Annotated in this window: 21 protein-coding genes and 2 tRNA genes; 14 read left to right on the forward strand and 9 right to left on the reverse strand. The window is 67.4% G+C overall.

Features of this window, described 5'->3' with window-relative positions; all coding sequences use genetic code 11:
* Positions 1-5 precede the first annotated feature (5 nt).
* Complete coding sequence (locus ACFQ9R_RS30705; protein ID WP_266298409.1) at positions 6-404, reverse strand: YciI family protein; 399 nt, start codon at positions 402-404, stop codon at positions 6-8.
* 94 nt (positions 405-498) lie between these two features.
* Positions 499-1,719 (reverse strand): NAD(P)/FAD-dependent oxidoreductase, encoded by a 1,221-nt coding sequence (locus ACFQ9R_RS30710; RefSeq protein WP_378995609.1) that lies wholly within the window; start codon positions 1,717-1,719, stop codon positions 499-501.
* A 150-nt stretch (positions 1,720-1,869) separates the two neighbouring features.
* Between ACFQ9R_RS30710 and ACFQ9R_RS30715 the strand changes: the two genes are divergently transcribed.
* A complete protein-coding gene (locus ACFQ9R_RS30715) occupies positions 1,870-2,514 on the forward strand; it encodes a DsbA family protein (protein WP_378995611.1) in 645 nt (214 codons plus the stop codon).
* Between the two features lie 41 nt (positions 2,515-2,555).
* On the opposite strand, the gene ACFQ9R_RS30720 is transcribed toward ACFQ9R_RS30715, so the two are convergent.
* Positions 2,556-3,758 carry a M48 family metallopeptidase gene (locus ACFQ9R_RS30720; protein ID WP_378995613.1) on the reverse strand — a complete coding sequence of 401 codons (1,203 nt, stop codon included), beginning with the start codon at positions 3,756-3,758 and terminating at the stop codon, positions 2,556-2,558.
* Between the two features lie 36 nt (positions 3,759-3,794).
* Here ACFQ9R_RS30720 and ACFQ9R_RS30725 point away from each other — a divergent pair, with 36 nt between their 5' ends.
* Genes ACFQ9R_RS30725 through ACFQ9R_RS30735 form a run of 3 tightly spaced genes read left to right on the forward strand, consistent with a single transcriptional unit; the run spans position 3,795 to position 5,625 of the window.
* The gene (locus ACFQ9R_RS30725; protein WP_378995616.1) at positions 3,795-4,268 is read left to right on the forward strand and encodes a ribose-5-phosphate isomerase; all 474 of its coding nucleotides are present in this window, start codon (positions 3,795-3,797) and stop codon (positions 4,266-4,268) included.
* A 4-nt stretch (positions 4,269-4,272) separates the two neighbouring features.
* Complete coding sequence (locus ACFQ9R_RS30730; protein WP_378995618.1) at positions 4,273-5,076, forward strand: Fpg/Nei family DNA glycosylase; 804 nt, start codon at positions 4,273-4,275, stop codon at positions 5,074-5,076.
* A 42-nt stretch (positions 5,077-5,118) separates the two neighbouring features.
* Positions 5,119-5,625, forward strand: coding sequence for a hypothetical protein (locus ACFQ9R_RS30735; RefSeq protein ID WP_378995620.1), 507 nt, complete (start codon positions 5,119-5,121; stop codon positions 5,623-5,625).
* Between the two features lie 142 nt (positions 5,626-5,767).
* On the opposite strand, the gene ACFQ9R_RS30740 is transcribed toward ACFQ9R_RS30735, so the two are convergent.
* Positions 5,768-6,724 (reverse strand): GGDEF domain-containing protein, encoded by a 957-nt coding sequence (locus ACFQ9R_RS30740; protein ID WP_067456742.1) that lies wholly within the window; start codon positions 6,722-6,724, stop codon positions 5,768-5,770.
* Positions 6,725-7,407: 683 nt separating this feature from the next.
* Here ACFQ9R_RS30740 and ACFQ9R_RS30745 point away from each other — a divergent pair.
* From ACFQ9R_RS30745 to fabG, 3 genes are all read left to right on the forward strand, one after another.
* Positions 7,408-7,478, forward strand: a tRNA-Gly gene (locus tag ACFQ9R_RS30745).
* Between the two features lie 42 nt (positions 7,479-7,520).
* A tRNA-Pro gene (locus ACFQ9R_RS30750) sits at positions 7,521-7,597 on the forward strand.
* Positions 7,598-7,632: 35 nt separating this feature from the next.
* The gene (gene fabG / locus ACFQ9R_RS30755; RefSeq protein ID WP_378995622.1) at positions 7,633-8,391 is read left to right on the forward strand and encodes a 3-oxoacyl-ACP reductase FabG; all 759 of its coding nucleotides are present in this window, start codon (positions 7,633-7,635) and stop codon (positions 8,389-8,391) included.
* Between the two features lie 7 nt (positions 8,392-8,398).
* On the opposite strand, the gene ACFQ9R_RS30760 is transcribed toward fabG, so the two are convergent.
* The 3 genes from ACFQ9R_RS30760 to ACFQ9R_RS30770 all read right to left on the reverse strand — a co-directional run bounded on the left by ACFQ9R_RS30760 (position 8,399) and on the right by ACFQ9R_RS30770 (position 12,220).
* Positions 8,399-8,758 (reverse strand): hypothetical protein, encoded by a 360-nt coding sequence (locus ACFQ9R_RS30760; protein WP_378995624.1) that lies wholly within the window; start codon positions 8,756-8,758, stop codon positions 8,399-8,401.
* Between the two features lie 145 nt (positions 8,759-8,903).
* Complete coding sequence (locus tag ACFQ9R_RS30765; RefSeq protein ID WP_378995626.1) at positions 8,904-9,707, reverse strand: metallophosphoesterase; 804 nt, start codon at positions 9,705-9,707, stop codon at positions 8,904-8,906.
* 44 nt (positions 9,708-9,751) lie between these two features.
* Entirely contained in the window at positions 9,752-12,220 is a 2,469-nt protein-coding gene (locus ACFQ9R_RS30770; protein ID WP_378995629.1) for a phosphoketolase, read from the reverse strand.
* 162 nt (positions 12,221-12,382) lie between these two features.
* Between ACFQ9R_RS30770 and ACFQ9R_RS30775 the strand changes: the two genes are divergently transcribed.
* The 5 genes from ACFQ9R_RS30775 (at position 12,383) to clpX (ending at position 17,506) form a co-directional block, all read left to right on the forward strand.
* Positions 12,383-12,931, forward strand: coding sequence for an FKBP-type peptidyl-prolyl cis-trans isomerase (locus tag ACFQ9R_RS30775; RefSeq protein ID WP_378995631.1), 549 nt, complete (start codon positions 12,383-12,385; stop codon positions 12,929-12,931).
* Between the two features lie 160 nt (positions 12,932-13,091).
* Entirely contained in the window at positions 13,092-14,456 is a 1,365-nt protein-coding gene (tig, locus tag ACFQ9R_RS30780) for a trigger factor (RefSeq protein ID WP_378995633.1), read from the forward strand.
* A 245-nt stretch (positions 14,457-14,701) separates the two neighbouring features.
* Positions 14,702-15,277, forward strand: a complete 576-nt coding sequence (locus ACFQ9R_RS30785) for an ATP-dependent Clp protease proteolytic subunit (RefSeq protein WP_067456898.1) — start codon at positions 14,702-14,704, stop codon at positions 15,275-15,277.
* Between the two features lie 43 nt (positions 15,278-15,320).
* Entirely contained in the window at positions 15,321-15,983 is a 663-nt protein-coding gene (locus ACFQ9R_RS30790; protein ID WP_378659420.1) for an ATP-dependent Clp protease proteolytic subunit, read from the forward strand.
* A 242-nt stretch (positions 15,984-16,225) separates the two neighbouring features.
* Positions 16,226-17,506 carry an ATP-dependent Clp protease ATP-binding subunit ClpX gene (gene clpX / locus ACFQ9R_RS30795; RefSeq protein ID WP_378629984.1) on the forward strand — a complete coding sequence of 427 codons (1,281 nt, stop codon included), beginning with the start codon at positions 16,226-16,228 and terminating at the stop codon, positions 17,504-17,506.
* Between the two features lie 67 nt (positions 17,507-17,573).
* Here the strand turns inward: clpX and ACFQ9R_RS30800 are convergent, their stop codons facing one another.
* Entirely contained in the window at positions 17,574-18,389 is an 816-nt protein-coding gene (locus tag ACFQ9R_RS30800; protein WP_378995636.1) for a hypothetical protein, read from the reverse strand.
* Between the two features lie 474 nt (positions 18,390-18,863).
* Here ACFQ9R_RS30800 and mihF point away from each other — a divergent pair, with 474 nt between their 5' ends.
* Positions 18,864-19,178 (forward strand): integration host factor, actinobacterial type, encoded by a 315-nt coding sequence (gene mihF, locus ACFQ9R_RS30805; protein WP_019045768.1) that lies wholly within the window; start codon positions 18,864-18,866, stop codon positions 19,176-19,178.
* 74 nt (positions 19,179-19,252) lie between these two features.
* On the opposite strand, the gene ACFQ9R_RS30810 is transcribed toward mihF, so the two are convergent.
* On the reverse strand, positions 19,253-20,467 hold the full coding sequence (locus ACFQ9R_RS30810; protein WP_378995638.1) for an FHA domain-containing protein: 1,215 nt from the start codon (positions 20,465-20,467) through the stop codon (positions 19,253-19,255).
* A 180-nt stretch (positions 20,468-20,647) separates the two neighbouring features.
* On the opposite strand from ACFQ9R_RS30810, the gene ACFQ9R_RS30815 reads away from it, so the two are divergent.
* Entirely contained in the window at positions 20,648-21,721 is a 1,074-nt protein-coding gene (locus ACFQ9R_RS30815) for a GNAT family N-acetyltransferase (protein ID WP_378995640.1), read from the forward strand.
* The last annotated feature ends 117 nt before the right edge of the window (positions 21,722-21,838 follow it).

Raw genomic sequence — 21,838 nt, forward strand, 5'->3', positions numbered from 1 at the left:
TCGCCTCAGGCCACGTCGGGCGCGCTCATGATCTGGCGCACCTCGATGTATTCCCCGATCGGCTTGCCACCGGGGCCCGGCGCCGCGGAGGCCTGCGCGGCGATCTCGACCGCGCGCTCGACAGAATCGACATCGACCACCCAGAAACCGGCCAGGAACTCCTTGGTCTCCGGGAAAGGCCCGTCGGTGACGACCGGCGCCGAGCGACCGTCGGAGCACACGATCATCGCCTGATCGGGTGCGGCCAGGCCCTGCGCGTCGACGAGTTCGCCCGCGGCGGCGAGTTGTTCGCCCAGCGCCCGCTGGAAGTCGATATGGGCGGCGATGTCCTCGGGTGCCCACTCCGGCAGCGGGATGTCGCAGTAGGCGGTCTCGGAATAGGTCTTGACCAGCATGAATTTCATGATTCGGCTCCTGCTCGCTGCGCCCTCGCGGCGCGTTCGACGGTTGGTCGGAGCCGATGAGCAGTCTTCGACACAACGATCGCTGTGAAGTGAATCACAGCGGGATGCCCGGGTCCGCCAGCCGGTCGGGGTCGACGGGCTCCGCCGATCCGATCAGCTGCTTGATCCGGTCGGTCACATCCCACACATTGACGTTCATCCCCGCGCGCACCCTGTTCTGCGTGTCCAGCCAGAACGCGACGAATTCGCGCTCATCGAGATCGCCACGCACCACCACCCGCACGTCGTCGCCGCGTCCGACATAGCCGGAGTACTCCATCCCGACGTCGTACTGATCGCTGAAGAAATACGGAAGCCGGTCATAGACAGCCGCTTTGCCCAGCATCGTCTTCGCGGCGACCGCGGGCTGATTCAGCGCGGTCGCCCAGTGTTCGATGCGGATCGGCCGGTGCAGCAGCGGATGGTCCTGCTCGGCGATATCGCCCACCGCCACCACATCGGGGTTGCTGGTGCGCAGGGCGGCGTCCACCAGCACGCCGCCGTCGACCGCCAACCCGGCCGCCGTGGCCGCCTCGATATTGGGCTGCGCGCCCACCGCGACCAGCACCGCCTGCGCGGGCACCACGGTGCCGTCGCCGAGCTGCACGCCGGTCGCCTCGTCCTCGTCGGTGAGGATGGCGTCGACGGAGGTGTTCGTGCGCAGGTCGACGCCGTGCGCGCGATGCAGATCGGCGTAGAACGCGCCCATCTCCGGGCCGAGCACCGTGACCAGCGGCAGGTCGGCCGTCTCGATCACCGTCACCTCGACACCCTTGGCGCGGGCCTGCGCGGCGACCTCGAGACCGATCCACCCGGCCCCGATGATCACCAGGCGCCGGTCGGTGCGCAGTATCTCGAGCAGCGCGTTCGAATCGCCGATCGTGCGCAGCGTGTAGACGTTGGGGGCATCGGCGCCGGGAATGTCGAGCGTGCGGGCTCGCGAACCGGTGGCGAGAGCCAATTTGTCGTAGTCGAGCGTGGAACCGTCGGGCAGTGTCACCGTCTTGGCGATCGGATCGAACGCGGTCGCGGTGGTGCCCAGTCGCAGGTCGACGTGGTGATCGCGGTACCAAGCAGCCGGATCGACGGTGAAATCGGGCAGTTGCTGGGTGCCCGCCAGGTGCTGTTTCGACAGTGGCGGGCGCTCGTACGGCAGCTCCTCTTCGGCGGCCAGCAGAGTGACGCGGCCGTCGAAATCGTTGGCGCGCAGGGCTTCGGCGATCTTCGCTCCGCCCAGACCTCCACCGATGACGACGAAATGCTGATTCGAGCTCATGAACGGACCCCTTCTCGCGGACGACCCGGACTCCTCGCAACCCGAGCTTAGTGCGCGTTTTCACCCACGGGAACGATTCCGGCGGTGATGCGGTTGCACCAATCGGTGGGGCGACCCGGCCCACCGCAGCTGACCCGAGAGGAACCCATCGTGAGCGAGCAGGCCACCAAGGATGTCGCCGATTTCTGGTTCGACCCGCTGTGCCCGTGGTGCTGGATCACCTCGCGGTGGATCCTGGAGGTCGAGAAGGTGCGCGATATCGAAGCGCGCTTCCACGTGATGAGCCTGGCCGTGCTCAACGAGGGCAAAGAGGGCCTGCCGGAGCGGTATGTCGACATGATGGCTGCCGCGTGGGGCCCGGTGCGGGTCGTCACCGCCGCTGGTCAGAAGTACGGCGACGAGATCCTGTCCCCGCTCTACACGGCGCTGGGCACCCGGATCCACGACCGCAAAGCCGAGTACGAGCGCGAGACGCTGCAGGAGACCTTCGACGCGGTCGTCGCCGACGCGCTCGCCGAACTGAACCTGCCCGCCGAACTCGCCGAGGCCGCGACCAGCACCGACTACGACGAGGCGTTGCGGGCCAGCCATCACGCGGGCATGGACAAGGTCGGCCCCGATGTCGGCACGCCGACCATCCACATCAACGGGACTGCCTTCTTCGGGCCGGTGCTCTCGCGCATCCCGCGCGGCGAGGACGCGGGCACGGTGTGGGACGGCGTGGTCGCGCTGGCCTCGTACCCGCACTTCTTCGAGCTCAAGCGCACCCGCACCGAGGACCCGGTCTTCGACTGAGCATGCGGTCGGGGGTGCCCGCAGCGGGCACCCCCGACCGATCAGACCGGCTTCGGCGGCAACGCGGGCGGCGTCGAATTCAGCGGATACCCGCCGTGCGGCGGGATCATGCCGGGATGCGGCGCACTCGGACGCCAGAACATCGGGCCCGGCCTGCTGCGATCGCGCAGCGCCCACATCCGCCAGGTGAGCACCGGGTGGCTGGCCATCGCGTTGACCAGCCAGATGAAACCACCCCGGTCGAGCGCGGCACGGTCGGCCATCTCGTCGACACCGACATCGGTGTTGAGGTACTTGCCCGCGGCGAGCGTCGCCATCGCGGTGGACGCGCCGTGCGGCCGGAAACAGAAGCCGTGATTGTCGGCGGTGTACTCCTGGGCACGGATCAGCGACGACCCGAGTATCGGCAGCCACGGTGCGACGAACATGCCCAGCTGGCGCCAATAGGAGACGTGACCAGCGGCGATATGGCCGACTTCATGCCCGATGATGAACGCGAGTCCGTCGGGCTCACGCGCCGCGCCGCCGATTTCGAACAGGTCGCTGTAGACCACGACGAACCGGCGGAACCCGTGGCCCGCGGCGAACGCGTTGATCTGGCCGTTGCCCAGGATGACGTAGGCGTCCGGCGCCTTGTACATCCCGAATCGCGCCGCCGCCTCCTGCACCATCCGGTACCCCTCGGGGAACTGGGTGGGCGACATCTTCACCCCGTTCACGCGCTGGGTCGCGAGATTCAGACCACGACCCGCCCACAGCAGCACCGGCGCGAACAACAGCAGCAGCACATACGGACTGGTGACGATCGAACTGGTCTGCTCCACACCGTGCTCGTCGACGATGGGATCGGCGAACAGCTCGACCGTCATGAGCGCGAGCGCGAGCAGGTACGCGACCGCGGTGATCATGATGACGACGATCAGCAGCGGGATCTCCCACGGATGCCGGGCGGGGCGATCCCACGGCATGAGTCCGCGCGGTCGGTATTGCGGCGGTGCGGGCGGACCGCTCGGCGGGTAGTAGCCAGGGGCGTACTGGCCGGGCGCTACCGGCGGATACGGGCCGGCCTGCGGCTGAGGTGGGCTGTCCTGCGCGGGGAATCCGCCCGTCCGCGGATCGGGCTGGGCCCACGGCGAGGGCGGCGCTGCGTCCTTGTCCAGTGACGGTGTTCGGTCGGGCTGGTGTCCGGTGTGCTCCGGCGGGGAACCTGCCGAATGCGGGGAATGCGGTTCGTGCGGGTGCATGAAACGACTCTAAGCGGGCCTGCGACAATCGCAGCCATGCGCGTTTACCTGGGTGCCGACCATGCCGGTTTCGAACTGAAGAATCACGTCAAGGCTCATCTGCAGGAGGCCGGAGTGGAGGTCGTCGACTGCGGCGCCCTCGAATACGACGCTCTCGACGACTACCCCGCCTTCTGCATCGAGGCGGCCCGACGCACCGTCGCCGATCCGGGCTCGCTCGGCCTGGTCTTCGGTGGCAGCGGCAACGGCGAGCAGATCGCCGCCAACAAGGTCGCCGGCGCTCGCTGCGCCCTGGCCTGGAGCGTCGAAACCGCGGTGCTGGCCCGCGAACACAACAACGCCAACCTGATCGGCATCGGCGGCCGCATGCACTCCACCGCCGACGCGCTGGCCATCGTCGACGCGTTCCTCGCGGCCGCGTGGTCGGACGAGGCGCGTCACCAGCGTCGCATCGACATTCTCGCCGACTACGAGAAGACCGGCATCGCCCCCGAAATCCCCGCGTACTGACGTAGTGCCGGAAGGACATACCCTCCACCGGATCGCCGACCTGCATCAGCAGCGGTTCTCCGGTGGGGTGGTGCGGGTTTCGAGTCCGCAGGGGCGGTTCGCCGAAGGCGCCGCGCTGGTGGACGGGCAGGTGCTGGAGCGGGCCGAGGCCTATGGGAAGCATCTGCTGCATCACTATGCGTCCGGATCGACGGTGCATGTGCATCTCGGGCTGTACGGCACTTTCAGCGAGGCCGAGTTGCCGATGACGGCGCCGGTCGGGCAGGTGCGTATGCGAATGCTGGGGGCCGCAACGGATTTCGGCACCGATCTGCGCGGGCCCACGGCGTGCGAAGTGCTGATGCCGCCCGAGGTGGACGCGCTCACCGCACGCCTCGGCGCCGATCCGTTGCGCGCCGACGCCGACCACGAACGAGCGGGCGCGCGAATCCGGCGTTCTCGCAGGGCGATCGGCGCACTGCTGATGGACCAAGCCCTGATCGCCGGTGTCGGTAACGTCTACCGCGCGGAAGTCCTTTTCCGCCACGGCATCTCGCCCTTCCGCCCCGGCACCTCGATCACCCCTACCGAATGGGACGCGCTCTGGGCCGACCTGGTCGACCTCATGCCGATCGGCGTCACCACCGGCCGCATGCACGTGGTCCGGCCCGAACACGACACCGGCGCACCGTCTTACACCAAAGACCGCCCCCGCACCTACGTCTACCGCCGCCAGGGCGAACCCTGCCGAGTCTGCGCCACTCCCATCGCGCACAAGGTCATGGAAGCCCGAAACCTCTTCTGGTGCCCCACCTGCCAGCCCCGCTGACAACCGCCGGTGTGATTCCCGCCGGTGTGCGAGCATGATCGGATGACGCAACCCGGGCCGGAATATCATGGCGCCGATGGTGATCCGCGCTACCCGTCACCGCGCAAGTTACGCAACGTAGCGGCCAACCTCGCCGACATCGTGCTTCCCTACGGTGTGCTCGCGGTCGCGTTCGTCGCTGTTGTGCTGCTCGTCGGTCACGACTGGATCCTCGACATGGATGACCAGGCCCCGGTGATGTTCGGGTCCATGATCTTCCTGGTGGTCCTGCTGGTGACCAACGCCACGGTGCTGCCGAGTGTCTTCGGCGCGACCGCCGGTCAACTTCTGATGGGCCTGAGGTGGATCCGCGGCACGGATGGCCTCGGTCCGAGCGCACGTGACATGTGGCGAGCATTCCGGCAGCACCGCATCGTTTTTCGGCTCGGCGGCGTCGCTCAGTGCGCGCCGCTGATCGTCGTGGTGCGCAGATGCGACACCACCGAGGACCGGTCTGCCGTAGCGGTCGACACCCCAGGCCAGGCTGCGGTCACCTATCTCGAACACTGAGCGCACGGTCACGATGCGGGCCATCAACGCGCCGTAACCAGCCGGTGCCCCCCATTCCGAGCACGGACTCCCGCGATGTTACGACTCGATCCGGTCGAAATCGGCTGAGCCGGAACGCGAAGTGCAGGCTTCGCGATCCGACTCAGCCGGCGACCGCCGTTCCCAGTTCGGGGTCGCCCGATTCAGCGAGCGCGAAACGCCGCCCGCCCGCCGATTTCGCCGAGTACATCGCGCGGTCGGCGCGACGCAGCAGGTCGGTGAAATCGCACGTCTTTCCCGGTGGGCAGAACGCGGTGCCCACGCTGGCCGAAACCGGCACGGGGCCCGCGCTCGACCACACCGGGTCGCGCAGTGCGGCGACCACGAGGTGCGCCAACTCGCCGAGGGTGTCGCGGCGGGGGTTGGCCGCCACCACGAACTCGTCGCCGCCGTATCGGCAGATCACCGTGTCGGGCGGGCACACCTCACGCAAGCGGTTGGCCAGTTCGACCAGTACCTCGTCGCCGATCGCGTGTCCGTAGCCGTCGTTGATCTGTTTGAAGCGGTCCAGGTCCACCACCAGCACACCGACACCGCGGCTCGGGTCGGCGGCGAACGCGCGCACCCGTTCTTGCAGCAGCGTGCGGTTCGCGAGATCGGTGAGGGCGTCGTGGGTCGCCTCGTGGCGCAAGCGGTGCTGCAGCGCGGCGATCTCCTGTACGCGCAGTGACACTTTCGCCGAGATGTTCTGTTCCTGTTGCGCCAGAGCGCGTTCCTGCAGAGCCTGTGCGTAGCTGTCGATGGCCTGGCTGGCCACCAGCGGCCAGCGGGTCGCCACCAGCGAACCCGGAACCCCCGAGGGGAAGCCGAGCAGCCAGCGACTGGCGTGGGCCAGCATCCTGGTGCGTTCGAACGGCGCCTCGGCCAACCGCGCGCCGAGCTTGCGCGCCTGTGGAACCGGGAACGGTTCGGTCCGAGCCAGGTGCAGCAGCCGCTCGACGATGTCGACGAGCACCGGCTCCAACTGGTGCGGCGCCGTGGAAGAGCCCGGTTCGGCGCAGACCGCGCGGGCCCAGGCGCGGGCCATCGCGGCGACCGGTGGCTCGATGTGGACAGTCATCGACATCACCGGCGGTAGGTGGCGACGAACTTGCCACCTCGATCATTCGCACTGCTACGCGGTTGGGTCCACCGAGTTCGGCACACGCTCACCGCCCCCTTTCCAGATACCCCCGTCCGGCAAAAAGGATCCTAGCAAGCCACCCGAGACCGAAAAGTCACGTTCTGCAACGCGTTCTCTGGTCTCTCGCGAATGGCGATCGGGTATGACATCGCTGCAGCGTCTCCGGCGTTACATATTTCCCGAAAAGAAATTTCGTGAGCCGAAACATACAGCGTGATGCCCTCCGCTGGGCGGTGGACGTTGCGTCGCCATGGGTCCCTCCTGGCACGGGGTGCGAGTCGTGACGATGTGGCAGTAGTCGTCACGCGCATTCTCATGGTGGCCTACTCGCCGCCCACGTGCCGGGTTTTTAAGGAAAATTCTCCTATTTAATCCCCCGGTGGAGCAGGCGCCGGCCCCCATGGGCGCATCAACCATCGTCGCCGGGAGGGGGTTTCGGGGATAGGGTCATTAGGCCCTAATCGGGCATGGCGAGGGTTGGTCGCGTGGGGAGTGGGGTACACCGGCGGCCGACACGCATCAATCGGGCAGGCAGGGGCCGGATTGGCATTTTTCGCGCGAGGTTCGGTACAGTCGTGGCGCACACGACATCGTGGCGATCCCATCGATGTCGTATGCCTGCGGGTGTAGTTCAATGGTAGAACCTCAGCCTTCCAAGCTGATGGTGCGGGTTCGATTCCCGTCACCCGCTCAAACATGTATTGCCTCCACGGTGCTCTCGCCGGTGAGGTATCGGGGTGTAGCGCAGCTTGGTAGCGCATCCGCTTTGGGAGCGGAGGGTCGCAGGTTCAAATCCTGTCACCCCGACCATCACCATTCGCCCAGCTCAGGCTTGTAGGAGACGGATGCCCACGCAACGCAAGGTCGCGATCGTCACCGGAGCCGCCCGTGGCATCGGCGCCGCAGTGGCCACGAAGCTCGCCGCCGACGGATACGCCGTCGCCGTCCTCGATCTCGACGAAGCCGCCTGTGCGGGCACCGTCGCCGCCATCGAGGCCGCCGGGGGCGCCGCCCTCGCGGTGGGTGCCGACGTGGCCGACGAAGCGGCCGTCGCCGCCGCGGTGGAGCGGATCGCCACCGAGCTCGGCGCGCCGACCGTGCTGGTCAACAACGCGGGCGTGCTGCGCGACAACCTGCTGTTCAAGATGTCGGTCGACGACTGGGACACCGTCATGAACGTGCACCTGCGCGGTGCCTTCCTGATGACCCGCGCCGTGCAGAAGTACATGGTCGAGGCGAAGTTCGGTCGCATCGTCAACCTGTCGAGCACCTCGGCACTCGGCAACCGCGGCCAGGCCAACTACGCCGCGGCCAAGGCGGGCATGCAGGGGTTCACCAAGACCCTCGCCTTCGAACTCGGCAAATTCGGCGTCACCGCCAACGCGATCGCGCCCGGCTTCATCGAAACCGAGATGACCGCGGCCACCGCCGCCCGGGTCGGCGCGGATTTCGAGGCCTTCAAGGCCGCTGCGGCCGCGCAGATCCCGGTGAACCGGGTCGGCACGCCCGAAGACATCGCCAACACCGCCGCGTTCTTCGTGAGCGAGGGCGCCGGCTTCGTCTCGGGCCAGGTCATCTACGTGGCCGGTGGCCCGAAGGACTGAACGTCGGTCAGGCGCAGCCGAACCGGAAGTCCGCCCGCGCCTCCGTACCCGCGGCCACGGTGACCCGCACCGGCTCGGTGACGGCCAACCCGCAGCCGCCGGGCACCGTCACCACCTTCGCCTCGTAACACCCCGCGGGCAGCGCCACCGTGGCGCGCCCGTCGGCCCCGCTGACCAGCGTCGCGACCACCTGTTTCGCCTCGCACGGCGTCACCTCGATATCGGCCCGGTTCACCGGAACCGGCTCCCGTCCGGTGAACGTCCACGCCGTCAGCGTCCCCGTCCCCTGCGGTGCTGGATCGGCGCTCGCGACACCGCTGACCATGAGCGGAGCGAATACGGACAGAGCGAGAAATGTACGGCGCATGAACCTCTCCTCGTCGATGAGTCGGGTCGTCCGCTGCTGATGGTAGGCCCATCAGGTGGGAAATCCGCACGTCACACCCGGGTTCGACGTTGACGATTCGGCGACGGGTCCCGGCGCCCGGCGCTGCGGTGTCGCGTCGACAGGCTCAGTCGGGCACGGGCGTGATGCCCGCGCGTTCACTCCAGACCTGCTCGGCGGGGACGGAGATCGTGGTCATCTCGGGGTAGCGCAGGGCGGAGAGGGTGCCGCCGAAGACGGCGCCGGTGTCCAGGCAGAGGGTGTTGTTGACCCAGGTCAAGGTGTGGACCGGCGTGTGGCCGTAGAGGACCGTGGGGGCGCCCCGATAGTCCTTGGCCCAGTCGTAGCGGACGGGATAGCCGTGTTCGTCGAGCTCACCGGTGGGGGCGCCGTAGAGGGCGAAGGAGCGGGCTCGGCCCGACGTGCTGCCGTGCAGGCTCTCGGGCAGACCCGCGTGGGCCACGACCAGCGCGCCGCCGTCGAGGAGGTAGTGGCTCGGCAGGGTGCCGAGGAAAGCGTGTGCGGCCGTACGGAATTCGAGGTCTTCGTCGGCCAGTTGGGACAGCGACTGTTCGAGGCCGTGCGCGATGCGGACATTGCGGCCGTCGAGGGCGCGCATCAGCTTGTGATCGTGGTTGCCGGTGACGCACAGGGCGGTTCTCGCGGCCACCATCCCCATCACCAGACGCAGCACCCCGGGTGTGTCGGGGCCCCGGTCGACGAGGTCGCCGACGAAGACCACGGTGCGCTCGCCCGGGTGGGCGGCGCCGATCGGGCGGCCGCGGACGTCACGGTCCAGGACGTAGCCGAGTTCGCCGAGCAGGGTCTCCAATTCGGAGCGGCAGCCGTGGACGTCGCCGATCACGTCGAACGGTCCGGTCAGATCGCGGCGATCGCGGGGGAGGAGCTCGGTGCGGCGGGATTCGGTCATATCCCTTCCATCGTCGTGCAGGGCGGGCCCGCGCCGCAACCGTGTTACCGCGCGGTGGGAATCGCCGAGTCGGGCCAGACCCAATCGGCCACGACCGGGATATCGGCGCCCTGTTCGCGGGTCCAGCGGCGCGCGATCAACCGGGCGTCGACGATCTCCTGGCGCAGACCCGCCGCCCGCTCGCGCAGCCCCGGAACACGGTCGATCACGTCGAGCACCAGATGGAAGCGGTCCAGATCGTTGAGCATCACCATGTCGAAGGGCGTGGTGGTGGTGCCCTTCTCCTTGTAACCGCGCACGTGCAGGTTGGCGTGGTTGGTGCGGCTGTAGGTGAGCCGGTGCACCAGCCACGGGTAGCCGTGGAAGGCGAAGATCACCGGGCGGTCGGTGGTGAACAGGGCATCGAACTCGGCGTCGGGCAGGCCGTGCGGGTGCTCGTCTGCGGGCAGCATGCGCATCAGGTCGACGACATTGACGAACCGAATCCGCAGGTCCGGCAGCCGATCTCGGAGGATCGCCACCGCGGCCAGAGTTTCCAGGGTCGGCACATCGCCCGCGCACCCGAGCACGACATCGGGCGTGGTGCCGGGGTCGTCGTTGTGACACGCCCACTCCCAGATTCCGAGGCCGCGAGTGCAGTGCAGCCCCGCCTCCTCGGCCGAAAGCCAGTCCGGCCCCGGCTGTTTGCCCGCCACGACCACGTTCGCGTAGTGCAGCGATCGCAGGCAGTGGTCGTAGGTCGACAGCAGGGTATTGGCATCCGGCGGCAGATACACGCGCACGATATCGGGGCTCTTGTTCGCCACTACGTCGAGGAAACCGGGATCCTGATGGGTGAACCCGTTGTGGTCCTGACGCCACACATGCGAGGTGAGCAGGTAGTTCAGGCTGGGGATCTTGCGCCGCCACGGCACCGCCGAGCTGGCATCGAGCCATTTGGCGTGCTGATTGAACATGGCGTCGACGATGTGGATGAACGCCTCGTAGCAGGTGAAGACGCCGTGGCGGCCGGTCAGCAGATAACCCTCCAGCAGGCCCTCGCACATGTGCTCCGACAGCACCTCGACCGCGCGCCCGACCGTCGACAGATCCACGTCCCAGCGCCCGACTTCCTCCTGCCAGTCGCGTCCGGTCACCTCGAGAATGTCCTGCAGCCGATTGCTGACCAGTTCGTCGGGGGCGAAGGTGAGGAAGTTGTGCGGATTGCGGGCGGTGACATCGCGCAGCCAGCCGCCGAGGACCCGGGTGGCCTCGTGCTCTCCCGCACCTGGCGACACGACGTCCACGCAGTAGTCGCGCCAGTCGGGTAGATCGAGATCGCGAATCAGCAAGCCGCCGTTGGCAACCGGGTTCAGGCTCATCGGATTCGCGGGCACCTGCTGGAGCAGGGCCGATACCGGCGACCCGTCCCGGCCGAACAGTTCCTCCGGCCGATACGACCGCAACCACAGCTCCAGCACCCGCCGGTGCTCGGAGTCGGTGCGCGCGTTCGGCAGCGGCACCTGATGGGCGCGGAACGTGCCCTCCACCCGTTGGCCGTCGACCACCGGGGGACAGGTCCAGCCCTTCGGCGTGTGCATCACGATCATCGGCCAGCGCGGACGTTTCGTGTCCCCGTCCTCGCGGGCCGCCCGCTGGAACTGCGCGATCCGGTCCATGCAGGTGTTCATCGCGGCGGCCATCGCCTGGTGGACCGGTGCGGGGTCGTTGCCGGAGACGATCAGCGGTTCGTAGCCGTAGCCACGGAGCAGCTCGATCAGTTCTTCCTCGGGAACGCGGGCGAGGATCGTCGGATTGGCGATCTTGTACTCGTTGAGCGCGAGGATCGGCACCACCGCGCCATCGCGCCCCGCGTTGAGGAATTTGTTCGCGTGCCAGCTGCCCGCCAGCGGACCGGTCTCGGCTTCGCCGTCACCGACTACGCAGAACACGACAAGATCAGGGTTGTCCAGGGCGGCGCCGTAGGCGTGCAGCAGCGAGTAGCCGAGCTCACCGCCCTCGTGGAACGACCCCGGCGTCTCCGGCGCGCAGTGGCTCGGCACACCGCCGGGGAAGGAGAACCGATGGAAGAATCGGCGCATGCCGTCGACGTCGCGAGGGATGTCCGGCTCGAGCTGGGCGTAGGCGTCTTCCAGCCACGCGCAGGCGTTGGGGCCGGGGCCGCCGTGACCGGGGCCCGCGACATAGACCGCGTTCAGGCCGCGGTCCCGGATCACCCGATTGGCGTGGGCCCACACCAGATTCAGGCCGGGCACGGTGCCGAAGTGGCCGAGCAGGCGCGGCTTGATGTCGTCGGGGACCAGCGGGGTGCGTAGCAGCGGATTGCTCATCAGATAGATCTGGCCGACCGCGAGATAATTCGACGCCCGCCACCACGCGTCGACGGCGACGAGTTCCTCGCGTGAGAGCGGACCGGGCGCGTCGGTGAGGACGTAGGGCTTCGGGGCAATGGTCTCGCCCTGACCGTCTCCCACATTGTCCGCCGCGGTGTCGCCCACGGTGGTTTCGGTCATCGCGGACTCCTCGAACTCGATGAGGTCACGGCGCCGTCCGCGCCGCGGGGGCCTGCACGGGCGCCGATCGAGGACCGGCGACACCGGTGGAGAAACGCACCGCCGAGCCTACCGTCGGGCCGGTTCCCGACGCCGCAACGGCGGTCGATTACTCTGCGGGCCATGCATTCTCTCGGCAGGATCATCGGAATCGGACTTGTCGCGGCCGCCGCGATCACGACAGCGGCCTGCGGCTCCGACACGGATTCGAGCAGCGCGCCGAGCTCGAGCGCGGCCGGCGGGAGCTCCGCGAGCACAGGTCGCGAATGCACCGCCGACGACGTGAAAGTCAGCGGCGGTTACGGCGAGGCGCCCAAGATCACCATCCCCGACAGCTGTGACCCGCCCAAGACTCTGATCACCAAGGACCTGGTGGTGGGCACCGGGCCGGGCGCGGTGGCCGGCCAGCCGCTGACGATGAACTACGAGCTGGTCACCTGGTCGGACAAGCAGGTACTCGACAGCTCCTTCCAGCGTGGTAAGCCGTTCGGGCTCACCCTCGGCGCGGGCCAGGTCATCCAGGGCTGGGACGAGGGGCTGATCGGCGTGCAGCAGGGCACGCGCAGGCTGCTGATCGTGCCGCCGAACCTCGGCTACGGCGAGGGCGGCAACGGTGTGCCGCCGAACGAGACGTTGGTCTTCGTGACCGACGCCGTGCAGGTCGGCCGCTAGCGGCACCCTCAACCAAACACCGATTGCGCGACCGCGCAGGCGGTCAACTACCCTGGTCGGGATGCGCATTGTGCGCCGCACCTGGCTTAGCCGTGCCTGACTATGGCGCGTCGCCCCCTGTGGGGACACCACCATGAACTACGAACCAAGGAGTATGTCCGTGAAGAGCACCGTCGAGCAGCTGAGCCCGACCCGGGTCCGGATCAACGTCGAGGTGCCCTTCGAGGAGCTGAAGCCCGACTTCGACAAGGCCTACAAGGCGCTGGCGCAGCAGGTCAAGATCCCCGGCTTCCGTCCCGGCAAGGCTCCGGCCAAGCTGATCGAGACCCGTGTCGGCCGTGGCGCCGTGCTCGAGCAGGTCGTCAACGACGCACTGCCGAACAAGTACGCCGAGGCCATCCAGACCTCGGAGGTCAAGGTCATCGGCCAGCCCGAGATCGAGATCACCAAGATCGAAGACGGCGAAGAGCTGGCGTTCACCGCCGAGGTCGACGTGCGCCCCGAGATCGCCCTGCCCGACTACTCGGGCATCGAGGTGACCGTCGATTCCTTCACCATCGGTGACGACGACATCGAGGAGCAGCTCACCTCGCTGCGTCAGCGCTTCGGCACCCTCACCGGTGTCGAGCGTGCCGTGGCCGATGGCGACTTCGTGTCGATCGACCTGTCGGCCACCGTCGACGGTGAGGACGTCCCCGAGGCGGCCACCACCGGGCTGTCGCACGAGGTCGGTTCGGGTCAGCTGATCGAGGGCCTCGACGAGGCCGTCATCGGCCTGAAGGCCGGCGAGTCCGCCGAGTTCACCTCCACCCTGGTGGCGGGCGACCACGCGGGCAAGGAAGCCGTGATCACCGTGACCGTGCAGTCGGTCAAGGAGCGCGAGCTGCCCGAGGCCGACGACGAGTTCGCCCAGCTGGCCAGCGAGTTCGACACCATCGACGAGCTCAAGGAAGACCTGAAGGGCCGCGTCGAGCGCGTCAAGAAGGTCGAGCAGGCCGGTTCCATCCGTGACAAGGTGCTCGACACCCTGCTCGAGACCGTCGAGGTCCCGCTGCCCGAGGCCGTCGTCAAGGCCGAGGTCGACGCCGTGGTCCACGACGCCGTCCACGGTTTCGACCACGACGAGGCCAAGCTGGCCGAGGCGCTCGAGGCGCAGGGCTCCTCCCGCGAGGAGTTCGACAAGGACACCCAGGAAGCCGCCGAGAAGTCGGTGAAGACCCAGCTGCTGCTCGACGCCATCGCCGAGGCCGAGAACACGCAGGTCGGCCAGCAGGAGCTGACCGAGCGAATCCTGTTCCAGGCACAGCGTTACGGCATGTCGCCGGAGCAGTTCATCCAGCAGGTGCAGCAGGCGGGCCAGCTGGGCGCGGTCTTCGCCGACGTGCGACGCGGCAAGGCGCTGGCCGGAGTTGTCGGTCAGGTGAAGGTCACCGACTCCGAGGGCAATGTGGTCGACACCACCGAAATGTTCGGTGACCCTGCGGAATCCGCTGAAATCGAGCTGGACGAAGCCGCTGCCGAGTAGGTTTCGGCGGCGTGATTTGATTGCGCACGTGAGGGAGCGCAGCGAGTGAACCAATGCCGCAGTGCGCCTCGCGCAGAGTGAAATCGAGCGCAGCGAGATTGCGCTCTGAGCGAAGAAGGGCGGTGCCGGGAGTTCGGCGCCGCCCTCCTTCGTTAGTGTTTGTGACGACGAACCGTATTCGTATGGCCGTAGCAATCGGTGAGAAGAGAAGGCAGGTATCCGTGACGATCAACCAGGCAGGGGTCATGACAGCCGCTACCGCTGGACTCAACCTCAGTGATTCCGTATACGAACGGCTGCTTCGCGAGCGCATCATCTTCCTGGGCACCCAGGTCGACGATGAGATCGCGAACAAGATCTGCGCGCAGATCCTGCTGCTCTCGGCCGAGGACGCGACGAAGGACATCGCGCTCTACATCAACTCGCCCGGTGGCTCGGTCACCGCGGGCATGGCCATCTACGACACGATGCAGTTCGCCGAGTGCGACATCAAGACCGTCGCGATGGGTCTGGCCGCATCGATGGGACAGTTCCTGCTCACCGCGGGCACCAAGGGCAAGCGTTTCGCGCTGCCGCACACCCGGATCATGATGCACCAGCCGTCGGCGGGCATCGGTGGTTCGGCGGCCGATATCGCGATCATGGCCGAGCAGTTCGCCCACACCAAGCGTGAGCTCAACGAACTGCAGTCGCTGCACACCGGCAAGTCGGTGGAGCAGGTGACCGAGGACGCGGACCGCGACCGCTGGTTCACGGCGAAGGAAGCCCTGGAATACGGCTTCATCGACCACGTGGTCACGCACGCGAACCAGGCGAAGTAACCGCCGCCGTCCCCCCTCACTCGAGACAAGCTTGGAGATAAAGATGGCCAACCTCTTCGACCCGCGCGCCGGCCACGGCTCCGGTGCGAGCCTGCCGCAGTCGCGCTACATCCTGCCGCAGTTCACCGAGCAGACTTCGTTCGGCGTCAAGACTTCCGACCCGTACAACAAGCTGTTCGAAGAGCGCATCATCTTCCTGGGCAACCAGGTCGACGACGTGTCCGCGAACGACATCATGGCGCAGCTGCTGGTGCTGGAGTCCCAGGACCCCGACCGCGACATCACCATGTACATCAACTCGCCCGGTGGTTCGTTCACCGCGCTGATGGCGATCTACGACACCATGCAGTACGTGCGCCCCGACGTGGTGACGGTCTGCCTGGGTCAGGCGGCCTCGGCCGCCGCGGTGCTGCTGGCCGCGGGCGCTCCCGGCAAGCGCGCCGCGCTGCCCAACGCGCGCATCCTGATCCACCAGCCGTCCTCCGGCGGTGTGCAGGGCCAGGTATCCGACCTCGAGATCGCCGCGGCCGAGATCGAGCGGATGCGTCGCCTGATGGAAGTCACCATCTCGCGCCACACCGGCAAGCCCGAGGAGCAGGTGCGCAAGGACACCGACCGTGACAAGATCCTGACCGCCGAGGAAGCCAAGGAATACGGCATCATCGACCAGGTCTTCGATTACCGGAAGCTCAGCGGACAGAAGTGACACGCCCGGGCCCGCTGTCCTGATCTGGGCGGCGGGCCCGGCTTTTTCAGCCGCGGTGGCTCACAATGGTGAGGACCCGCACAACCCTTCACATCGAACATGCGCGAGTTGTCGACCTGTCTCGCGCACACCAGGTACGGTCGACTCAGGGACCATTGCTCTGATTGACGGCACCGAGACGTATTTCCGGCCCAATCGGGGGACGACGGTCGCACTCGGACAAGGAAGTAGGGACCTACGAGATGGCGCGCATCGGAGACGGCGGCGATCTGCTGAAGTGCTCGTTCTGCGGAAAGAGCCAGAAGCAGGTCAAGAAGCTCATCGCGGGCCCTGGGGTGTATATCTGCGACGAGTGCATCGACCTGTGCAACGAGATCATCGAAGAAGAGCTGGCCGAGTCGAGCGAAGTGAAGCTCGACGAGTTGCCCAAGCCTTCGGAGATCCGGGATTTCCTCGAGAACTACGTGATCGGCCAGGACACCGCCAAGCGGACCCTCGCCGTCGCGGTCTACAACCACTACAAGCGCATTCAGGCGGGCGACAAGGGCCGCGACAGCCGCGGTGAGGCCGTCGAGCTGATGAAGTCGAACATCCTGATGCTCGGCCCCACCGGTTGCGGCAAGACCTACCTCGCGCAGACCCTGGCCAAGATGCTGAACGTGCCGTTCGCCATCGCCGATGCCACCGCGCTCACCGAGGCGGGCTATGTGGGTGAGGATGTCGAGAACATCCTGCTGAAGCTGATCCAGGCCGCCGACTACGACGTCAAGCGCGCCGAGACCGGCATCATCTACATCGACGAGGTCGACAAGATCGCGCGCAAGAGCGAGAACCCGTCGATCACCCGCGATGTGTCGGGCGAGGGCGTGCAGCAGGCGCTGCTGAAGATTCTGGAGGGCACCCAGGCGAGTGTGCCGCCGCAGGGCGGTCGTAAGCACCCGCACCAGGAGTTCATCCAGATCGACACCACCAACGTGCTGTTCATCGTGGCGGGCGCGTTCGCGGGCCTGGAGAAGATCATCTCCGACCGCACCGGTCACCGCGGCATCGGCTTCGGCGCCGAGGTGCGCTCCAAGGCCGAGGTCGACACCGACGACCACTTCGCCGACGTGATGCCCGAGGATCTGATCAAGTTCGGTCTGATCCCGGAGTTCATCGGCCGCCTGCCGATCGTCGCCTCGGTGACGAACCTGGACAAGGAATCGCTGGTCACTATTCTCTCCGAGCCGAAGAACGCACTGGTCAAGCAGTACGTTCGCCTGTTCGAGATGGACGGCGTCGACCTCGAGTTCACCGCCGACGCCCTCGAAGCGATCGCCGATCAGGCGATCCTGCGCGGCACCGGTGCTCGCGGCCTGCGCGCCATCATGGAAGAGGTCCTGCTGCCGGTGATGTACGACATCCCCGGCCGTGACGACGTCGCCAAGGTGGTCGTGAACGCCGACACCGTCATCGACAACGTCCTCCCGACGATCGTGCCGCGCAAGGCGCAGCGTCCGGAGCGTCGCGAGAAGTCGGCGTAACAAACCAACGGCAAAGGGCCCCTTCGGATTTGATCCGGAGGGGCCCTTCGCTGTGTGCCGGTGGAAGCTAGGTGACGGCCGGATTACCCAGGCTCGGCGCGGCCAGGGGATCGTCGGCGTCGTCGGCCGGGATCTCCGCGCTGGCACGGACGATCGCGGTGCTGTAGCGGGCGCTGGCGGCATTGTGGATGAGCAGTGCGACACCGATCATCACCGGGGCCACCGCGTGCACAGCGGCGTCGTACCAGTGCTGTGCGCTCAGGTGTGGATAGGTGTTGAGGGCGATGGTCAGCGTGAGCAGGAACAGCTCGGCGATCAGCACCTGGTTGCGGTTGCCCATCACGCCCCACTCGGCCACTCGCGTGGTGCCGATCATGATGATGATCAGGCACACGCTGATCATCGCCTCCAGGCCGAAGCTGGCCCAGTAGAGCGGGTCGGTGGGTCCGCCGGGGGCGATGTTGTGCTGGACGTTCACCGCCGACCACAGCATCCCCGTGATCACCACGCCGGCCAGCGCCCGCAGCGACCAGGTGCGGTGCTGATAGAGCGAGGCGAGGCGGGCGCGCGGGTTGGACTCGCGACGTTGCGCGGCGATGGCCTTGCGGGCCAGCATCAGGTCCGACATCTCGGCCCGCTCGAGCTCCGCGGTGGTGTCACGCAAGCGGTCGGCATGCGAGGAGGCGGCCTTGATGTGCTTCCAGCGCTGATCGCGCTCGTAGGTGCGGATCTTTTCGGCGAGTTCGCGCTCCGCGCGCAACTCGTCTTCGGACAGCGCGTCGGTCAGTGCCGGGTCGGACTGATAGGCGATGCGACGCCTGGCCCGTTCCACCCGTACGGGTAGAGCGGTGACCTCATGGTCGAGCGGGTGTTCCTCGCGCATCGCAACTCCAGGTAGCAAAAGGGTTCGCCGGGTCGCGTCATTGTTGCGCATCGAGCGGGCAGAGAACACCCGCGGGCCGGAATTGCTCGACCCGCAGGCGCTGAAAATGTCTGGCGCACAACTGTGTAGCTGTCGATGTAGCGCAACGGGAGACGGTGACGACCGTTCGAGAACGGGTCGCGCCCGGGCCGAGGAGCTTCGTCGATCCTCCGTGGTTCGCCGTTGAACCTTGATCCCGCAAAAGTGCTTCTGATGATGTGTCGTTGCTGGTCACCGCGGTGTTACGCCCTCCTGAACCGCCCGTCATTTCGTCCGTTTGGTCCGTCTTGCAGGGCCTTCACTGAATACGACGGGTTCGGCAAGCAAAACTCATCGGCGTATCCTCGCGGTGTGTCGGACTGGTGCTGCCGATTTCGTGCTGTTTACTCGGTCCGTCAATCAGATGTTCGAGTGACGAGTGGAAGCGGAGGAGACATGGCACTGCCTACGATGACCGCCGAACAGCGCACCGAGGCGTTGGCCAAAGCGGCTGCCGTGCGCAAGGCGCGCTCGGAACTGATCGGCAAGGTGAAGGAGGGCAAGGTCACCGTCGCCGATCTGCTCAAGAAAGCCGACAGCGACGACCTGGTGAAGAAGACCAAGGTCGCTGCCGTGATCAAGGCACTGCCGGGCGTCGGTCCGGTCAAGGCCGCCAAGCTGATGGACCAGGCCGAGATTCCCGAGGATCGCCGTATCGGCGGCCTGGGTGCTCGTCAGCGCGCGGCCCTGCTCGACGCCCTCGAGGCCTGAGCCGATTCGCGATCCGACGCCCGTGGAGCTGGATGCACGGGCGTCGGGATGGTCTGTGATTCGTAGTAGGTGATTTACACGCAGTAGGTCAGCAGAAAGTCGTTGATCCGCAGGCGCCATCCCGGTTGCAACTCGATCGGGAGGGTGCCGACGCGAGACCAGCGTTCGCTGTCGGGGGCGGCGAAGAAGGTTCCGGAGGTCGCGGGGGCCTCGCGGACGAACACCTTGCCACGGTCGGGGGCGACGAAGGCATGGACCCGCGAGACGAGCCGATCGCGTTCGATCAGTATCGGCGTCGCCGCGGAAGCGCGAACCGACTCTTCCCCCGAGGGGTTGCGGCCGAGGACGTAGGGCCGGTCCAGTGGGTAGCTCAGCCCGTCTTCGGTGACCAGGGCGCCCCGCGAACCACTGTGGGACGGCGCACCCTTGCTCAACGCGACCGGCTCGGCGCGCTGGGCGGCATCGAGTGCTTGGGACCAGGCGCGGGGCGCGTTGGCGGCGGGTGAGCTGCGCGGACCGGTGCTCACGGTGACGCCGTCGGAGTTGCTCGATCCGGTGCCTGCGACATCGCCGGTGGTCGGCCGGCTGCCCGTGCTCACCGTCTCGCTGTCGGGTCGGCCGGCGTCGGGCTGGAAACCGGAGGTCGCGGGTTGGTCGGGTGTCGGCGCCGGGAATCCCGCCGTGGCCGGGAGCGCGTCGCTGGTGTCGGTGGATCGCGCGGTCGGTGGGCGCAGGGCTTGGAAGCCGGTGGCCTCCGTCGGGGCGGGCTCGTCGACGGATTCGACCCGGCGCGGTGGGGGATTGCGGCGCCTGCCCAGGTTGAGCACGAAACCGTTGCCGGTGACGATGCCCGCACGCAGGTCGGTGCGGGGATTGGCGCTGGTGGGGTCGGCCATCTCGGCGCCGACCGCGATCCGGCGGACAGGTTCGCGGATGATCTCGTCGACCCAGGTGAAGGCCCGGTCGCCGGCGAGGCGGCGATTGCCCTCCGCACCGGAGATCTCGGCGATCACCGCGCCGCGCAACAGGATCAGCATCCCGTCGGCGGTCGGGGCGAGCACGCCGAAAGGCGGTGGGGCAGAAGCGCCGCCGAACACCACGCCCGCCAGGCGCTGCGCCAGGGCCGCACCGGGCGCGCTCGCCGCGGTGTTGTTGGCGACGGTTTCCACCGCACCGAGTAACCGATCGGTCGACGGTGTCTCCCCGGCCAGATAGACGACGACATCGCCGAATCGAGCGACGATCCCGGTCCCCGGCACGATGGCCACGGTGGACGAATGCGCGTGCATCAACGCCTCCTTGTCGGACTGGCCTTCACCGCTGCCTCGGCCGACCCCGCTGTGCGGCAGACCGCGACCTTGGTCTCCGCCGCCAGCATAGATGGACCGACGCCCGGGGATAAGGTCCGAAGGTAAATTTCGAACGGCGTTCGTACCAAACGATGTTCGTCAGCCGCGTAGGATCGGCGCATGAACGCCGCACCCGTCAGTCGCCGGGCCCGACCGGCGAAAGTCCCGTTGAGCCGCGAACTCGTGATCGAGACCGGACTGCGCATCCTCGACACCGAGGGCGCGGCCGCGCTCACCATGCGCCGGGTCGCCAAGGAACTCGACACCGGCGCCGCGTCGCTGTACGTCTACCTCGCCCATCGCGACGACCTGCTGACCGGCATGCTCGACCACGTTCTGTCCCAGGTCAAGGCGCCCACCGAGGGTGACTGGCGTACCAGGGTGACCCAGCTGGTCGAGTCCGCGATCGAGGCTCTCGGCCGCCACGACGGTCTCGCGCTCGTCGCCTTCGGCCGATTTCCCACCACCGAACACGCCCTCGGGCTGATCGAGCAGTTGGTGGCCCTCCTGCGCGACGGCGGCCTCGATCCCGCGACGTCGACCTGGGCCGTGGACCTGATCTACCGGCATATCGCCGCCGAGTCCGTACAGCGCACCGCCGGTGACATTCGTGCGCGCTGGGCCCTGCGCGCGCTGCTCAACGGGATCATCGCCACTCCGGTGGCCGGTGGACCAGCCCGGCTCGCGCGCGAGGACGAGATCGCGGCGCTGCAGGAGATCGAGCGGCGGGCCGGTGCGCCGTTCGCCGAGGTGGGCATGACCGCGATCGCCGAGGACGACCCGCCCTCGCGAGAGGTGTTGCGGGCCTTCGTTGTCGAGGGGCGGGCGTGGGTGTGGCCGGACGACGACGATCAGCCGATCGGCTACCTGGTTCTCGGGCTGGTCGACGGGCAGCCTCATATCGATCAGGTTTCCGTCGACCCGGCCCATGCGGGGGCGCGGATCGGCAAGCGGCTGATCGACCATGCGGTGGCGTGGTCCAAGAGCAACGGCCTGGAGGAGATCACGCTCACCACGTTCACCCAGGTGCCGTGGAACGGTCCGTATTACGAACGTCTCGGGTTCACCTACATCCTGCCTGCTGACGAAACTCCTGGGTTGCGGGCGATACGTGCCAGTGAGATCGCTCATGGGCTCGACGAATGGCCGCGGGCTTGTATGGGGGCTGACCTGGCTGGTTGGAGAAGTGACTGATCAGGGGTGGGGGTAGTCCCAGGACGGTTTGACGCTGTGTTTATTGGCGCGCTGGCGCGCGCGTGTCCGCGGCCCTGAGGGGCCGCCGGTCAGGCGCCGCGGAATCGCTCCTTCGTC

The sequence above is a fragment of the Nocardia sp. NPDC056541 genome (assembly GCF_042794235.1).
Taxonomy (GTDB): domain Bacteria; phylum Actinomycetota; class Actinomycetes; order Mycobacteriales; family Mycobacteriaceae; genus Nocardia.

Excerpts from the sequence above, each read along its gene's own strand:
- ACFQ9R_RS30710 (WP_378995609.1), bottom strand. The coding sequence starts at position 1,719 with ATGAGCTCGAATCAGCATTTCGTCGTCATCGGTGGAGGTCTGGGCGGA.
- ACFQ9R_RS30740 (WP_067456742.1), bottom strand. The coding sequence starts at position 6,724 with ATGACTGTCCACATCGAGCCACCGGTCGCCGCGATGGCCCGCGCCTGG.
- ACFQ9R_RS30800 (WP_378995636.1), bottom strand. The coding sequence starts at position 18,389 with ATGCGCGAGGAACACCCGCTCGACCATGAGGTCACCGCTCTACCCGTA.
- ACFQ9R_RS30785 (WP_067456898.1), top strand. The coding sequence starts at position 14,702 with ATGACAGCCGCTACCGCTGGACTCAACCTCAGTGATTCCGTATACGAA.
- mihF (WP_019045768.1), top strand. The coding sequence starts at position 18,864 with ATGGCACTGCCTACGATGACCGCCGAACAGCGCACCGAGGCGTTGGCC.
- ACFQ9R_RS30790 (WP_378659420.1), top strand. The coding sequence starts at position 15,321 with ATGGCCAACCTCTTCGACCCGCGCGCCGGCCACGGCTCCGGTGCGAGC.
- fabG (WP_378995622.1), top strand. The coding sequence starts at position 7,633 with ATGCCCACGCAACGCAAGGTCGCGATCGTCACCGGAGCCGCCCGTGGC.
- ACFQ9R_RS30725 (WP_378995616.1), top strand. The coding sequence starts at position 3,795 with ATGCGCGTTTACCTGGGTGCCGACCATGCCGGTTTCGAACTGAAGAAT.
- ACFQ9R_RS30810 (WP_378995638.1), bottom strand. The coding sequence starts at position 20,467 with ATGCACGCGCATTCGTCCACCGTGGCCATCGTGCCGGGGACCGGGATC.
- ACFQ9R_RS30735 (WP_378995620.1), top strand. The coding sequence starts at position 5,119 with ATGACGCAACCCGGGCCGGAATATCATGGCGCCGATGGTGATCCGCGC.
- ACFQ9R_RS30705 (WP_266298409.1), bottom strand. The coding sequence starts at position 404 with ATGAAATTCATGCTGGTCAAGACCTATTCCGAGACCGCCTACTGCGAC.
- ACFQ9R_RS30765 (WP_378995626.1), bottom strand. The coding sequence starts at position 9,707 with ATGACCGAATCCCGCCGCACCGAGCTCCTCCCCCGCGATCGCCGCGAT.
- ACFQ9R_RS30720 (WP_378995613.1), bottom strand. The coding sequence starts at position 3,758 with ATGCACCCGCACGAACCGCATTCCCCGCATTCGGCAGGTTCCCCGCCG.
- ACFQ9R_RS30775 (WP_378995631.1), top strand. The coding sequence starts at position 12,383 with ATGCATTCTCTCGGCAGGATCATCGGAATCGGACTTGTCGCGGCCGCC.
- ACFQ9R_RS30815 (WP_378995640.1), top strand. The coding sequence starts at position 20,648 with ATGAACGCCGCACCCGTCAGTCGCCGGGCCCGACCGGCGAAAGTCCCG.
- clpX (WP_378629984.1), top strand. The coding sequence starts at position 16,226 with ATGGCGCGCATCGGAGACGGCGGCGATCTGCTGAAGTGCTCGTTCTGC.
- ACFQ9R_RS30770 (WP_378995629.1), bottom strand. The coding sequence starts at position 12,220 with ATGACCGAAACCACCGTGGGCGACACCGCGGCGGACAATGTGGGAGAC.
- ACFQ9R_RS30760 (WP_378995624.1), bottom strand. The coding sequence starts at position 8,758 with ATGCGCCGTACATTTCTCGCTCTGTCCGTATTCGCTCCGCTCATGGTC.